This window comes from Paraburkholderia sp. PAMB 6770 (assembly GCF_057748135.1).
This window is the reverse complement of record NZ_CM173239.1, coordinates 1,750,713-1,765,396: the sequence shown is the minus strand read 5'-3', so window position 1 is coordinate 1,765,396 and position 14,684 is coordinate 1,750,713. Positions and strand designations below refer to the sequence as shown.

At 69.6% G+C, this 14,684-nt stretch carries 14 protein-coding genes and 1 pseudogene; 9 read left to right on the top strand and 6 right to left on the bottom strand.

Annotation, left to right across the window (positions count from 1 at the left end; all coding sequences use genetic code 11):
* Positions 1–15: 15 nt before the first annotated feature.
* Entirely contained in the window at positions 16–768 is a 753-nt protein-coding gene (locus AC3AP7_RS25215) for a GntR family transcriptional regulator (RefSeq protein WP_487363029.1), read from the top strand.
* Positions 769–1,022: 254 nt separating this feature from the next.
* Here the strand turns inward: AC3AP7_RS25215 and AC3AP7_RS25210 are convergent, their stop codons facing one another.
* Both AC3AP7_RS25210 and AC3AP7_RS25205 read right to left on the bottom strand, forming a co-directional pair.
* A complete protein-coding gene (locus AC3AP7_RS25210; protein WP_487363028.1) occupies positions 1,023–1,298 on the bottom strand; it encodes a hypothetical protein in 276 nt (91 codons plus the stop codon).
* A 547-nt stretch (positions 1,299–1,845) separates the two neighbouring features.
* Positions 1,846–2,064: a hypothetical protein gene (locus tag AC3AP7_RS25205; RefSeq protein ID WP_487363027.1), complete on the bottom strand. Its 219-nt coding sequence runs from the start codon at positions 2,062–2,064 to the stop codon at positions 1,846–1,848.
* Between the two features lie 527 nt (positions 2,065–2,591).
* On the opposite strand from AC3AP7_RS25205, the gene AC3AP7_RS25200 reads away from it, so the two are divergent.
* Entirely contained in the window at positions 2,592–3,260 is a 669-nt protein-coding gene (locus AC3AP7_RS25200; RefSeq protein ID WP_487363026.1) for a helix-turn-helix transcriptional regulator, read from the top strand.
* Between the two features lie 148 nt (positions 3,261–3,408).
* Here AC3AP7_RS25200 and AC3AP7_RS25195 read toward each other — a convergent pair whose 3' ends face one another.
* Positions 3,409–3,729 carry a 2Fe-2S iron-sulfur cluster-binding protein gene (locus AC3AP7_RS25195; RefSeq protein WP_487363025.1) on the bottom strand — a complete coding sequence of 107 codons (321 nt, stop codon included), beginning with the start codon at positions 3,727–3,729 and terminating at the stop codon, positions 3,409–3,411.
* Between the two features lie 365 nt (positions 3,730–4,094).
* On the opposite strand from AC3AP7_RS25195, the gene AC3AP7_RS25190 reads away from it, so the two are divergent.
* Entirely contained in the window at positions 4,095–4,385 is a 291-nt protein-coding gene (locus tag AC3AP7_RS25190; protein WP_487363024.1) for a DUF1488 family protein, read from the top strand.
* Between the two features lie 164 nt (positions 4,386–4,549).
* Here the strand turns inward: AC3AP7_RS25190 and AC3AP7_RS25185 are convergent, their stop codons facing one another.
* The 3 genes from AC3AP7_RS25185 to AC3AP7_RS25175 form a co-directional block, all read right to left on the bottom strand.
* Positions 4,550–5,851, bottom strand: a complete 1,302-nt coding sequence (locus tag AC3AP7_RS25185; RefSeq protein ID WP_487363023.1) for an NCS2 family permease — start codon at positions 5,849–5,851, stop codon at positions 4,550–4,552.
* A gap of 273 nt (positions 5,852–6,124) precedes the next feature.
* The gene (locus AC3AP7_RS25180) at positions 6,125–6,385 is read right to left on the bottom strand and encodes a DUF4148 domain-containing protein (protein WP_487363022.1); all 261 of its coding nucleotides are present in this window, start codon (positions 6,383–6,385) and stop codon (positions 6,125–6,127) included.
* A gap of 138 nt (positions 6,386–6,523) precedes the next feature.
* Entirely contained in the window at positions 6,524–7,549 is a 1,026-nt protein-coding gene (locus AC3AP7_RS25175) for an AraC family transcriptional regulator (RefSeq protein ID WP_487363021.1), read from the bottom strand.
* A gap of 298 nt (positions 7,550–7,847) precedes the next feature.
* Here AC3AP7_RS25175 and AC3AP7_RS25170 point away from each other — a divergent pair, with 298 nt between their 5' ends.
* The 6 genes and pseudogenes from AC3AP7_RS25170 to AC3AP7_RS25145 form a co-directional block, all read left to right on the top strand.
* A complete protein-coding gene (locus tag AC3AP7_RS25170) occupies positions 7,848–8,981 on the top strand; it encodes an acyl-CoA dehydrogenase family protein (protein ID WP_487363020.1) in 1,134 nt (377 codons plus the stop codon).
* Between the two features lie 62 nt (positions 8,982–9,043).
* Entirely contained in the window at positions 9,044–10,762 is a 1,719-nt protein-coding gene (locus AC3AP7_RS25165; RefSeq protein ID WP_487363019.1) for an AMP-binding protein, read from the top strand.
* A 107-nt stretch (positions 10,763–10,869) separates the two neighbouring features.
* Positions 10,870–12,417 (top strand): CoA-acylating methylmalonate-semialdehyde dehydrogenase, encoded by a 1,548-nt coding sequence (gene mmsA, locus AC3AP7_RS25160; RefSeq protein ID WP_487363018.1) that lies wholly within the window; start codon positions 10,870–10,872, stop codon positions 12,415–12,417.
* A 33-nt stretch (positions 12,418–12,450) separates the two neighbouring features.
* Positions 12,451–13,347, top strand: a complete 897-nt coding sequence (gene mmsB / locus AC3AP7_RS25155; protein ID WP_487363017.1) for a 3-hydroxyisobutyrate dehydrogenase — start codon at positions 12,451–12,453, stop codon at positions 13,345–13,347.
* Complete coding sequence (locus AC3AP7_RS25150) at positions 13,344–14,147, top strand: enoyl-CoA hydratase (RefSeq protein ID WP_487363016.1); 804 nt, start codon at positions 13,344–13,346, stop codon at positions 14,145–14,147. The genes mmsB and AC3AP7_RS25150 overlap by 4 nt, the downstream gene beginning before the upstream one ends.
* A pseudogene (locus tag AC3AP7_RS25145) lies at positions 14,144–14,536 on the top strand (enoyl-CoA hydratase/isomerase family protein); the annotation flags it as partial. The gene AC3AP7_RS25150 and the pseudogene AC3AP7_RS25145, both read left to right, overlap by 4 nt.
* Positions 14,537–14,684: the final 148 nt, after the last annotated feature.

The following is a 14,684-nucleotide window of genomic DNA, read 5'->3' as shown; positions in this document are numbered from 1 at the left end:
TCGAGGCATGCTGCCATGACCACTCGCACCCGCCGGGCACCGGCCACCCATACCGAAGCTGCCGAAGCTGCCGAAGCCGCGCGCGTTGCGCCCGACCCCGAGGCGCGCGTGTACGCGGCGCTCGTGTCCGCGCTGCTCGCCGGCCGGCTGCCGCCGGGCACGCAACTGGTCGAGCGCGAACTCGCCGCGACGTTCGGCGCGACGCGCGGGGCCGTGCGCAAGGTGCTCGCGCGGCTCGGCGCCGAAGGCAAGCTGGTGCTCGAAACGAATCGGGGCGCGTTCGTGCCGTCGCCGACCGAAGCGGATATTCGCGAGGTCTATCGCGCGCGGCAGATCGTCGAAAGCGGCGTAATCGTCGCGCTATGCGGCGCGTGCGGCGCGCAGTCGCTGCGCCGTCTGCGCGCGCATGTGCGAGCCGAGCAGAAAGCGCAGCACGCGGCCCAGGTCGACGAGGCGGTCCGGCTTGCCGGGCAGTTTCATCTGTTGCTGACCGGGCTCGCAAGCGGCGGCGCGGCGCGCACGGAACTGCACGACTGCGTGGCGCGGCTCGTCGCGAAGACGGAGCTTTACAAGGCGCTGTTCGATCCCGCCAAGGGTACGCGTTGCGCGGCGGACGAGCACGCGCAGATCGTCGATGCGCTCGAATCCGGCGATCTGCCGGCCGCGCTCGACGCGATGCGCGCGCATCTGGGCGAACTCGAAGAACGGGTCGTGCGGCAGCGCCGGCGCGGCGCGGACCACGGGCTTGCCGCGGTGTTCAGCCTGTAGCGCCGGCACCGGTGGCGCCGGCCGCGAGTGGGCCCGACCTGGCGTGGCCCAGCGTGTTGAAAACGGGCGTTACGCAGAGCGGCATGGCCCGAGAAGGCGTGGCCGGGCTTGACGCAGCCCGGCATGACGCAGCCCGACGTGGCGTCGCGCAGAGCGGCATGGCCCGAGGAGGCGCAGCCCGGTGTGACGCAGCGTGGTGTAAGGCAGCCCGGCGATGACCGGTGAGCGTGGCGCTCCCGCGCGTGGGGTCGCACCTAGAGGTCGGCGACAGACTGGCCGTCGACGCGGCCGTCGATCAGTTGCTCCGCATGCGCCATGCACGCGATGCGCGCCTTGCCGGCCGCCTCGAAGGGCCACATGTAGGGCAGGCGGAACACGCGGCCGTCGGCGGACGGGTTTGCGCCGACGCGGCAGATGCGCACCGACGCTTCGTAGCCGGTGAGCGCATGACGTGCGCTCGCGGCGGGGCGGCTCGGATAGACGAGCGGGTGAATTTCGAAACCTTTATAAATCTTGACAGCAGAATTCATCGAATACTTGTCCTGTGAGACGGTAGCGCGCAAGCGCTGCGCCGCACGACGCGCGCACGAGGGCGACGGGTCGCGCGCCGCGTGAATAACGGCAGGCTGGGAGCCAGTCAGGGCCGAACGGGTCTGGGCCGAACCCGTTCGGCATGGATGCAAGCCGTCGGGGTTCGGTCGCGAAGAGCCGGCTGCGCCGGTTTCGGGATCCAGTCGGTCAATCGCGCGCCGATGCCGGGTGGACAGAAGGCGCGCAGCGGGTATCGATCCGTCGCACGCAACGCACATCGGGGCGGCGCGTGGCAGCGCGGACGCCGCAGGCGAGGCCTGCCCGGTGTGGGTGAAACGGAAGCGCTGCGAACAGCGGGGAGACAGCCGCGACGGCGTGCGCGCAGCAGCGCGTCGGTCGTGGCTGCTGCCGGATGCCACCCGTGCGGCATCCGGCAATCCCGTAATGATGCACGAAACCGCCGACGATGAATAGCACGGATGCGCGCCTCCCTGATTGCACGCCGTGCGCGGACGCCCGGATTGGCCCGGCCCGGCCTCGCTCCGCTCAGCTTGTGAGGTCGGCGGTGCGGCGGGTGCGCTCGCGCGCGGCTGCGAGCGGAATGCGCGCATCGTCCCAGGCGGCAAGCCATTCGATCTCCCGCGCGGTGAACACCGGCCCGTGATTGCGCAGCGCATATTGCAGCGAATCGATGATGTGATTGCGAATGATCTCGGGCGTGCCGTCATCGTCAAGCACGGCGCGCAGTGCTTCGAGCGTGGCCATCGTGGGCTCCGGGGAAAGGAATACTCCGCGTTATCGCATGAAAAAAATCGGCTCGCCAGGCGGACAAAAATGCGTATCAGCCGGGTGCGCGCGGCTGCGCTGCCGCAGGCCGCGCCGCGCTATGCCGCACCGCGCGCGCTACGATAGGTGCGTTACTCCCCGCACCCCGCACCCCGCACCCCGCACCCCGCACCCCGCACCCCGCACCCCGCACCCCGCACCCCGCACCCCGCACCCCGCACCCCGCACCCCGCACCCCGCACCCCGCACCCCGCACCCCGCACCCCGCACCCCGCACCCCGCACCCCGCACCCCGCACCCCGCACCCCGCACCCCGCACCCCGCACCCCGCACCCCGCAGACCCGCAGACCCGCAGACCTGCACCCCCGCACCCCCATGCATGCATTGCCCCCGATACAATGCCGGCTGGGATCGCACCCGCGCAGCGTTCGCGGCCTCCGCGCGCTGTGCGTCGTGCCTGGCGCATGTCCCGCTCTTTCGACACCTTGACCCGTTGTACGCACCGATGCCGAACACGCCTGCCCCCGACAACCGGGCATTCCTGTTGAGCCGCTATGCGCCGATCGCCGACGGCATTGCCGCATTGTTCTTCCCGTACGCGGAGGCGGTGATCCACGATCTGCGCGCGGGCACGATCGCTCACATCGCGAACAGCCTGTCGAAGCGTGCGGCCGGCGACGCGTCGACCCCCGACGAGACCGGCGATGTAGCCGACGCAGCCGACGCGGCCGGTCCCGGCGCGCGCGTCACCGGCCCCTATGAGAAGCTGAACTGGGACGGCCGGCGCATGCGCTCCGTGAGCAACGTGCTGCTCGACGATGCGGGGCAGCCGGCCGGCGTGCTGTGCATCAACTTCAATATCGCCGTGTTCGACGAGGTGCGCGCGACGCTCGATCTGTTCATCAAGGGGACGGGCACCGTCGCACCCGACGACGCGCTCTTTCGCGACGACTGGCAGGACCGCATCAACACGTTCCTGCACCACTGGTTGCGCGAGCGGCAATTGGGGCTGAACAGCCTCACGCGCGAACACCGGCGCGCGCTCGTCGAAGCGCTGTACGCCGAGGGCGCGTTTCGCGGCCGCAGCTCGGCCAATTACGTCGCGGCGCTGCTCGGCATGGGGCGCGCGACCGTCTACAAGCACCTGAAGGAGATGAAGGAAGCCGGCGGCTGAGCGCCGCGGCCCATCCGGCGCGCGGCAGCGAAGCGCGGCAAGCCGGCTGGCGTGCGATTCTTTTATTCAGGTATGCGAAGGATTGTCATAAGACGCAGCGACACGTCTTCGCCGTTTGCGCGCCCGCGAGAATGCCGCGATGCATCTCTCACGCGGGCGCGGCAGGCATATCCAGCGCGATGGCGTCCGGCGCGTCGAGCACCAGATCGGATTGCGCGATCGCGACACAAGGCAGGATGCAGCCTTCGGCCTTTTCCTCGCGCGACAGCCCGGGCCACTCGATCGTGTACGACACGCGGCCGCTGCGCAGATGACACAGGCACGTGCGGCACGTGCCGTTGCGGCACGAGCGCGGCAGACGCAGGCCGGCGAAGCCGGCGGCTTCGAGCAGCGTCAGCGATTCCGGCGCGTCGAACGTGTGTCCGAGCGGTTCGACGCGCACGAGAAAGGAGCGGGCGGGTTCAGTCATGGCGTGGGACCTCGGGCGAAGGCCGTCACGATACCGCAAAGCGGGGGCGGCGTCGGGGGACGGCGGATGCGCCGGCGCGCATCGGATACGTTTTGATGCTGCGCCGCGGCAAGCGGACCGGCACACCGTTTGCGCACGGCGTGTCCAGCCGGACCGATGCGGCTTGCGCGCCGGAGCGCCGGCGCGGCGCGCGCAACGAATACTTGCGGCGTGCCGCAAGTCGTCTAAAGTGATTGGAATCAGCGGCTTGATGCGGCGAAGCGGCCGGCCGCTGAGGCAGCCCGCGCGTCGCCGGCCGCATCGCGGCTTCCGTGAGGACGGCGCGCGGTTTCGGGTGATCCCGCTGTCAACCGAAGGCGAATCCCATGCAGATCCATTTCCCGAACGAAGCCCCCGAGTATTCGGGGCGCGAACTCACTCTCGCGTTTCCGGCGCTGGTCGATGGGGCGAGGGTCGAGTGCACGATCACGGCCGAAGCGCTCGAAGATCATTACGGCGCCGCGTCGTCGCGGCTCGAGGACATGGTCGGCGCGTTCGCCGAGCATCGTCCGAGGATCGAGGCGGCCACGCGCCGCCTGCTGTCCGAAACCCGCGCGCAATGTGCGGTGCTGCGCAGCGGCTATGTGCGCTTTTACGAGGCGAACTGGCCGAACTAGCGTTGCGTTCCTTTCGCTCCGGCGCATGACCCGGTGCACGGCGCCGGGCAGTGCGCCACCGCTGCCGCGGCGCACAGCGCAAAACGCCCGCGCAGCACGAACGACTTGTGCGCCACGACCCGCGCGCCACGGAGTCACCCGCGCAGCGCGAACTACCGCACCGCCTATTCGGAGCCGAGATAAAAGTAGCGGAACAGGAAAACGGCGGCGATCACCCAGACCACCAGCTTCACTTCGCGCGCGCGCCCGGTCAGCAGTTTCAGCCCCGCGTACGAAATGAAACCGAACGCGACGCCGTTGGCGATCGAGTACGTGAACGGCATCATCAGCGCGGTCAGCGCGGCGGGGATCACCTCGGTCGCGTCGTCCCACGGCAGCGAGCCCAGTTCGCGCAGCATCAGGCACGACACATATAGCAGCGCGGGCGCCGTCGCGTACGCCGGCACCACGCCCGCGAGCGGCGCGAAAAACAGCGACGCGAGAAACAGCACGGCGACCGTGAGCGCGGTCAGGCCGGTGCGGCCGCCCGCCTGCACGCCCGAGGCGCTTTCGATGTACGCGGTGGTCGACGAGGTGCCGAGCAGCGACCCGGCGAGAATCGCGCTGCTGTCGGCGAGCAGCGCCTTGTTCAGGCGGTCGAGCTTGCCTTCGACCAGCAGCCCCGCGCGGTTCGCGACGCCCATCAGCGTGCCGGTCGCATCGAACAGCTCGACGAGGAAGAACACGAGGACCACGTTCAGCACGCCGGTGGACAGCGCGGCGCGGATGTCGAGGTGAAACAGCGTCGGGCTGATCGACGGCGGCGCCGACACGATCCCGTGAAACTGGTTGCCGCCGAAGAAGAAGCTGAGCACCGTCACGCCGACGATGCCGATCAGGATCGCGCCGCGCACCCGCAGGAAATCGAGCGTGACGATCGCGAAGAAGCCGATCACCGCGAGCAGCACATGCACGTCGTGCAGGTTGCCGAGCGTGACGAGCGTGGCCGGGTTGCCGGTCACGACGCCGGACGTCTTCAGCGAAATGATGGCGAGAAACAGGCCGATGCCGGCGGTGATCGCGACGCGAATCGAATGAGGAATGCCCTTGACGATCACCTCGCGCACGCGAAACAGCGTGACGAGCATGAACAGGCAGCCGGAGATGAACACCGCGCCGAGCGCGGCCTGCCACGTGAAGCCCATTCCCTTGACGACCGTATAGGCGAAATACGCGTTCAATCCCATGCCCGGTGCGCACGCAATCGGGTAGTTCGCATACAGGCCCATGATCAGCGACGCGAGTGCCGCGACAAGGCAGGTCGCGACGAACACCGCGTCTTTCGGCATGCCGGCGTCGCCGAGAATCGCCGGGTTGACGAAGATGATGTAGGCCATCGTCAGGAAGGTGGTGAGGCCGGCCAGCATTTCCATGCGCACGGAAGAGCCGGATTCGGAAATCCGGAAAAAGCGCTCAGCCAGATTCATTGTTGTCGTTCCCCCAAGGTGTTGTTCTCGTGTAGCGGTTCAGATCGGATGACGGGTGCGGCAGCGCAAAATCACCCGCCGCCGCGCGGCGCGTACACCGCGCGGCCGGCGTTTGCACGGGGCTCGCTTCGGCGCGCCTATTTTACCGAAACCGGCCTTGCGCGCGAGGGGAACCGGCCGGTCCGCGCCGTGCGGCGGCGGTCCGTCACGTCTGCCGGCCGATGACCCGCGCGCGCCGCGCGAAGCACGGCGCGCACGGGGCGCGCTGGCGGCTTACGGCGCGCAGCGCGGCATGTCGTCGGCGGCGTCGCGCTGTTGCGCGACGATCCGCGCGGCCTGCTGCGCGTTGTCGGGATAGTCGACCCAGTCGAGCGGGTTGAAGCCCGCCGCTTCCCAGCGGATCAGGTCGGCCCTGACTTCGGCGCGGGTTTTCGGCACGGGCTGGCACGGCGCGGCCAGCGTCTGGGCGTGTGCCGCGCCGGCACATGCGGCAGTCAGGATGACACCGGACCACACGCGAAAAATGCCGTTCATGGCAGGCTCCTGTCAAACAGGCAACGGTGATGCTGACATTCTAGAAAGCACGCCGCGCGTTCGCCATGAAGGATTTCGCAATCCAGTATTGCGAGGAGGGCGGGCGACGCACGGTCGCGGCGGCTTGCCTTTGCGGCATCAGCGCCGCCGCCGTGCGCCGCGCGCGGGCCGGTAGTCGGCCGGCCGCATGCCGGTCCACTTGCGAAACGCCCGATGAAAGGCGCTCGGCTCCGCGAACCCGACGTGCGCGGCGATTTCCGCGATCGTGCGGCTGCCGTGCTGCAACTCGCCGATGGCGAGGTCGCGCCGCAAGTCGTCCTTGATCGACTGCACCGTGTGGCCTTCCTGCTTCAGATGCCGCCGCAGCGTCGCCTCGGCCACGTGCAGGCGCTGCGCGATCTCGTGCGCGGCGGGCCAGTGCGCGCCGGGCAGCGTGCGCAGGATCCGGCGGATGCGCGCGGCAAGCGAGTCCGGGTTGCGGTACTTGACGACGAAGCTGCCCGGCGCATCGCGCAGGAACGGCTTTACCGACTGCGCGGTCTGGATCACCGGCAGGTCGAGAAACGCCGGATCGAGGTCGACATGCGTGCCGGGTTCGCCGAAGCGCAGGTCGTCGCAGAACATCAGCCGGTACTCGTGCGCGGCCGCGGGGGCGGCACAGCGAAAACGCGCGGCGTGCAGCGGGATGCGCCGCCCGACCAGCCAGCATACGAGCCCGTAGACGACGATGAAGTAAGTGGCGTACGCAAACATCGTCGGAGGCGGCGCGCCTTCGCGGTGCGCGAACGCAATGCGCGCGTGCGTGGGTTCGATGCGCAGATCGGCGCTCAGGTCGTCGAGCACGAGGCGCATGAAGCCGAGCGCACGCGTGAGCGCCTGCGCACCGTTGCGTGCGGTGAGCGCGCTGTGCGTCATCGCGATGAAGCTGCCGAAGCGCATCGGATGCGAATCCTGGCCGAAGAACTCGTCGTCCATCGCGCGCGCGATGCCGGCCCACAGCGCGCCATATTGCGCGGACGAGATGCGGCTCTTCGGCTCGGCGAGCATGGCCGGCGCGATGCCGGCCGCCGCGACGAGCGGCAGCACGTCGACGCCGCGCGCGCGGGCGAGGGCAAGGGTCTCGTCGACGAGACGGACCGAAATCGTACCTTTGTCGTTCTTCATCGGGGGTGCTTCGGGGTTCGGTGATTGTCCGCCGGGACCACGCGGCGGTGGACGGCACGCTGGCCGATCCGCTCACCGCGCGACGCGGCCGCCGGTACACGATGCATCGTGCAAGACTTCTGCGTGGTCCTGCGCCATGCCGGTATGGCAAATGCGCTCACGCGAAATGATCGGCCAGAGCATCGCGGCTGTCCAGCCGCTTGCCTACACTTGTGCTGCGTTCAGCGTCGTCGCCGGCACGGCCCGCGCTGCGGCACGACATGACACGCATCCCGACAGGCTCCGCCGGATCTCGCAGATGGACGACTTCTACACCGACGAACAACGGATGATTCGCGACGCCGCGCGCGATTTCGCACGCCACCGTCTCGCGCCGCACGCGGCGCGCTGGGACCGCGATGCCCAACTGCCCGACGACGTCGTCGCGCAGATGGGCGAGCTCGGCCTGCTGGGGATGATCGTGCCGCCCGAGTGGGGCGGCGCATACACGGACTACGTGGCCTATGCGCTCGCGCTCGAGGAAATCGCCGCCGGTTGCGCCGCGTGCGCGACGCTGATGAGCGTGCACAATTCGGTCGGTTGCGGACCGATTCTGAACTTCGGCACGGCCGCGCAAAAGGACCGCTATCTGCATGCGCTGGCGAGCGGCCGCACGATCGGCGCGTTTTGCCTGACCGAGCCGCAGGCCGGCTCCGAGGCGAACAACCTGCGCACGCGCGCGCAGTGGCGCGACGGCCAGTGGATCCTGAGCGGCAGCAAGCAGTTCGTGACGAACGGCGCGCGCGCGGGCCTCGCGATCGTGTTCGCGGTCACCGATCCCGAGCGCGGCAAGCGCGGCCTGTCCGCGTTCATCGTGCCGACCGGCACGCCCGGTTTTCAGGTGGGTCCGCCTGAGCACAAGCTCGGCATTCGCGCGTCCGATACGTGCGCGATCACGCTCGACGGCTGCGCAGTACCCGAGGACAGCCTGCTGGGCGCGCGCGGCGACGGCTTGCGCATCGCGCTGTCGAATCTCGAAGGCGGGCGCATCGGCATCGCCGCGCAGGCGATCGGCATCGCGCGCGCCGCGTTCGACGCCGCGCGCGGCTATGCGCACGAGCGCATCCAGTTCGGCAAGGCGCTGAAGGATCATCAGAGCATCGCGAACATGCTGGCCGACATGGCGACCCGCCTGAACGCCGCGCGGCTGCTCGTGCATCACGCGGCGCGGCTGCGCAGCGCGGGGCGGCCGTGCCTGTCGGAAGCGTCGCAGGCGAAGCTGTATGCGTCCGAGCTGGCCGAGCAGGTCTGCTCGAACGCGATCCAGATCCACGGCGGCTATGGCTACCTCGAAGACTATGCGGTCGAGCGTCACTATCGCGACGCGCGCATTACGCAGATCTACGAGGGCACCAGCGAAGTGCAGCGAATGCTGATCGCGCGGCACGTTTGAGCGCAGAATAGGTCGCGGGCAGACCCCAGACAATGCGCGTTCGCGCCATTCAGGAGACGACGATGATCGGGAATACCGCTTCGCTGCAGCGATTTCTGGATGCACGCGACCTGCTGCTGCGCCACCGCACCGACTACGCGCTCGCGTACCGGACCTTCGCGTGGCCGGCGCTCGACACGTTCAACTGGGCGCTCGACTATTTCGACGCGATAGCGCAGCACAACGACCAGCCGGCGCTATGGATCGTCGACGACCCGGCGAGCGACGGCACCCGTTACTCGTATGCGGAGATGGCGCAGCGCTCGTCGCGCATGGCGAACTTCCTGCGCGGCGCCGGCGTGCGGCGCGGCGACCGTCTGCTGCTGATGCTGCCGAACCGCGTCGAACTGTGGGACGTGATGCTCGCGGCGATGAAGCTCGGCGCCATCGTGCTGCCCGCCACCACGCAGCTGACGCCGGATGACGTGCGCGAGCGCGTGCAGGCCGGCGGCGCGACGTTCGCGATCGTCGACAGCGGGGAAACCGCCAAGTTCGACGGCCTCGACGTGCCGCTCACGCGCCTCGCGGCCGGCGTGCCGCGCGACGGCTGGCTCGATCTCGCGGGCGCCGCCGCAGCCGACCCGCAGTTCGTGCCCGATGCGCCGACGCGCGCGAGCGACCCGCTGCTGCTCTACTTCACGTCGGGCACCACGTCGAAGCCGAAACTCGTCGAGCATACGCACGCGAGCTATCCGGTGGGCCATCTGTCGACGATGTACTGGATCGGCCTGCAGCCGGGCGACATTCACTGGAACATCAGCTCGCCGGGCTGGGCGAAGCACGCGTGGAGCTGCTTCTTCGCACCGTGGAATGCGCAGGCCTGCGTGTTCGTGTTCAACTTCGCGCGCTTCGTGCCGACAGACGTGCTCGACGTGCTGGTGCGCTGCGGCGTCAGTACGCTGTGCGCGCCGCCGACCGTCTGGCGCATGCTGGTGCAGGAGCCGCTCGCCGACTACCCGGTGCGGCTGCGCGAGATCGTCGGCGCGGGCGAACCGCTGAATCCCGAGGTGATCGAGCGGGTGCGTCATGCGTGGGGCGTGACGATTCGCGACGGCTACGGGCAGACCGAAACGACCTGCCAGATCGGCAACTCGCCGGGGCAGCCGGTGGTGCCGGGATCGATGGGCCGTCCGCTGCCGGGCTACCGGGTTGCGCTCGTCGACGCGGACGACCAGCCGGTCGGGGAGGGCGAGATCGCATTGCCGCTCGACGCCCGTCCGCTCGGCCTGATGACGGGCTATGCGAACCATCCCGCCGCGACCGCACAGTCGATGCGCAACGGCTACTACCACACGTCCGATGTCGCCCTGCGGCGCGACGACGGCTACTACGTGTACGTCGGCCGCGCCGACGACGTGTTCAAGTCCTCCGATTACCGGCTGAGCCCGTTCGAACTCGAAAGCGTGCTGATCGAACACGAGGCGATCGCGGAAGCCGCCGTCGTGCCGAGTGCCGATGCGCTGCGCCTCGCGGTGCCGAAAGCGTTCGTCACCGTGCGTCATGGTCACGAGCCGGGCGCCGCGCTCGCGCTCAGCGTGTTCCGCTTCTCGCGCGAGAAGCTCGCGCCGTACAAGCGGATTCGCCGGCTGCAGTTCAGCGAGCTGCCGAAGACGATCTCCGGCAAGATCCGCCGCGTCGAATTGCGCCGCCGCGAGCTTGAACGCGGCGCCGAGCCCGCGCGGATGCCCGGCGAGTTCTGGGAGGAGGACTTCCCGGAGCTGGCGGGCACGAACGGCAAATAGACGCGGCGCGTGTCTTCTCGCGGTCTTCTTCCCTCATCGCGGCGGCGCGCAGCCGCTGCGTTCACCCGGTCGGGCCGCCGCGCGGCCCTTGCACAGGAGCATCCAGCATGAGCGCATCGTCTCCGGCCACAGCCGGCTCCTCCCTGACGTCGTCCGCGGACGTGCCGCGCGTCAGGCTGCTGATCAACGGCGAGTTCGTCGAGTCTGCGACGCGCGAGTGGCGCGAGGTCGTCAATCCCGCGACGCAGCAGGTGCTCGCGCACGTGCCGATGGCTACGCTCGCCGAGGTCGACGAAGCGGTCCGCAGCGCGCACGCAGCGTTCTCGTCGTGGAAGCACACGCCGGTCGGCGCGCGCATGCGCATCATGCTGAAGTACCAGGCGCTGATCCGAGAGCATCTGCCGCGCATTGCGCGCACGCTGAGCGCCGAGCAGGGCAAGACGCTGCCGGACGCAGAGGGCGACGTGTTCCGCGGCCTCGAAGTGGTCGAGCATGCGTGTTCGGTCGGCACGTTGCAGCAGGGCGAGTTTCTGGAGAACGTCGCGGGCGGCGTCGATACGTACACGCTGCGGCAGCCGATCGGCGTCTGCGCGGGCATCACGCCGTTCAACTTCCCCGCGATGATCCCGCTGTGGATGTTCCCGATGGCGCTCGTGTGCGGCAACACGTTCGTGCTGAAGCCGTCCGAGCAGGATCCGCTGTCGACGATGCAGCTCGTCGAGCTCGCGCTCGAAGCAGGGGTGCCGAAAGGCGTGCTGAACGTGGTGCACGGCGGCAAGGACGTGGTCGACGCGCTGTGCACGCATGCGCTCGTGAAGGCGGTGTCGTTCGTCGGCTCGACGGCCGTCGGCACGCATGTCTACCGGCTCGGCAGCGAGCACGGCAAGCGCGTGCAGGCGATGATGGGCGCGAAGAATCATGCGGTCGTGCTGCCCGATGCGAACCGCGCGCAGACCCTCGATGCGCTCGTCGGCGCGAGCTTCGGCGCGGCTGGCCAGCGCTGCATGGCGACCTCGGTTGCGGTGCTGGTCGGCGCCGCGCAGCAGTGGCTGCCCGCGCTCGTCGAACGCGCGGCGAGGCTCAAGGTCAATGCCGGCAGCGAGCCGGGCACCGACATCGGCCCGCTCGTTTCGCGCGCGGCCAAAGCGCGCGTGCTCGGGCTGATCGACGCCGGCCTGAACGAAGGCGCGACGCTCGCGCTCGACGGGCGCGGCGTGCGCGTCGCCGGCTACGAGGAAGGCAATTTCGTCGGTCCGACCGTCTTCACGGACGTGACCACGGAGATGGAGATCTACCGCACCGAAATCTTCGGGCCCGTGCTGCTCGTGATCAACGTGCCGACGCTTGACGATGCGATCGCGCTCGTGAACCGCAATCCGTCCGGCAACGGCGTCGGGCTCTTCACGCAGAGCGGCGCGGCGGCGCGCCGGTTCCAGAGCGAGATCGACATCGGGCAGGTGGGGATCAACATTCCGATTCCGGTGCCGGTGCCGTTCTTCAGCTTCACCGGTTCGCGCGGCTCGAAGCTCGGCGATCTCGGACCGTACGGCAAGCAGGTCGTGCAGTTCTACACGCAGACGAAAACGGTGACCGCACGCTGGTTCGACGACGCGTCGGCGAGCGACGGCGTCAACACGACGATCAGCCTGCGCTGAACGCGCCACGCTTCACGCAACGGAGACGACATCATGAGGATAGGGTTCATCGGGCTCGGCAACATGGGCGCGCCGATGGCGCATAACCTGCTGAAGGCCGGCCACGCACTGAGCGTGTTCGACCTGAACGCGCAGGCGCGCGACGCGCTCGTCGCGGCGGGCGCGCGTGCGGCCGGCTCGCCGAAAGCGGCCGCAAGCGACGCCGAATGCGTGCTCACGATGCTGCCGGCGGCGGCCCATGTGCGCAGCGTGCTGGCGGGCGAGGACGGCGTGCTCGCCGGCCTCGCGCGCGGGGCGCCGGTCATCGATTCGAGCACGATCGATCCGGCGAGCGTCGCGGCCTGCGCGGCGCTCGCCGCCGAACACGGCAACCCGTTCGTCGATGCGCCGGTGTCCGGCGGCACCGGCGGCGCGGCGGCCGGCACGCTGACGTTCATGGTCGGCGCGAGCGACGCCGCGTTTGCGGCCGTCAGGCCGGTGCTCGCGGCGATGGGGCGCAACATCGTGCATTGCGGAGCGGTCGGCACCGGACAGGTCGCGAAAATCTGCAACAACCTGCTGCTCGGCATCACGATGGCGGGCGTGGCCGAAGCGATGTCGCTCGGCGAGTCGCTGGGCATCGATCCGCGCGTGCTCGCGGGCATCATCAATACGTCGACCGGGCGGTGCTGGAGTTCGGATACCTATAACCCGCTTCCGGGGGTCATCGACGGAGCGCCGGCTTCGCGCGGCTACAGCGGCGGCTTCGGTACGGATCTGATGCTGAAGGACCTCGGTCTCGCGACCGACGCGGCGCGCGCCGCGCGGCGGCCGGTGTTTCTCGGCGCGCTTGCGCAGCAGCTGTATCAGGCGCATAGCGCCGGCGGCGCGGGCAAGCTCGATTTTTCATCCGTCATCCGGCTGTATCGTCGCGAAGGAGCCGCACAATGATCGGCATCGACTATGCGCACGGCGGCGCCGTGGCGGTCCTCACGCTCGCGCGTGCGCCGGCCAATGCCTTCACGCCTGACGGGTTGCTGCAGCTTCAGCAGACGGTCGAGCGCCTTGATGATGAGGAGTCCGTCAGGTCTATCGTGATCACCGGAAGCGGGCCGAAGTTCTTCAGCGCCGGCGCCGATCTGCACACGTTCGCCGACGGCGACAAGGCCGCCGCGCGGCTTGCGGCCGCCCGCTTCGGCGCGGCGTTCGACGCGCTGCAGCACGCGCGGCCTGTGGTGATTGCGGCGATCAACGGCTACGCGATGGGCGGGGGCCTCGAATGCTCGCTCGCCGCCGATATCCGCATCGCGGAACGGCATGCGCAGATGGCGTTGCCGGAGGCGTCGGTCGGGCTGCTGCCGTGCGGCTGCGGCACGCAGACGCTGCCCTGGCTCGTCGGCGAGGGTTGGGCGAAGCGGATGATCCTGACCGGCGAGCGCGTCGATGCGTCGACCGCGGCGCGCATCGGGCTCGTCGAGGAAGTGGTCGAGACGGGGGCTTCGCTCGACGCGGCGCTGGCGATGGCGGCGCGCGTCGCGACGCTCAGCCCGCAGGCGGTCTCGTTCGGCAAGACGCTGATCCACCAGGCGCGCGACGGCGTGCCGCGCCGCGCGGCGCTCGCGCTCGAACGCGAGCGCTTCGTCGATCTGTTCGATGGCCCCGATCCGCGCGAAGGCGTGCGCGCGTTCCTCGAAAAACGCCCGCCGCGCTGGCATACCGGCGCGCGCAACGACGCACCGGTGCGCGCATGAGCACGGCTGCGCTCGCGCCGCCGCATAGCGGGACGGCGGCCGGCGCCGACGGCGCGGTGCGGTTGCGCGTGATCAACCGCGTGGCGGTGATCACGCTCGACCGGCCGGCGGCGCTCAACGCGCTGTCGCACACGATGGTGCGCGAGCTCGCCGCACGGCTTGCCTGCGTGCGCGACGACCGTGCGATCGTCGCGGCGGTGCTGTGCGGCGCGGGCGACAAGGGCTTCTGCGCGGGCGGCGACGTGCGTGCGCTGTACCGGATGAAAACCCGCGGCGAGACCGGCTGGCTCGACTTCCTTATCGACGAGTACCGGCTTTATTACGCGCTGCGCCGGTTTCCCAAGCCGCTCGTCGCGCTGCTCGACGGCGTGTCGATGGGCGGCGGCATGGTGACAAGGACCACTGTCCGCGCTGGACGCCCGCGACGCTGGCCGATGTCGGCAGCGACCAGGTCCGGCGTTTTCTCGCGTCGCCGTGGGCGCGCGATGCGCATCCGCTCGCCGACCTCGGTGCGCGCGCGGCGTAGCGCCGCGCCGC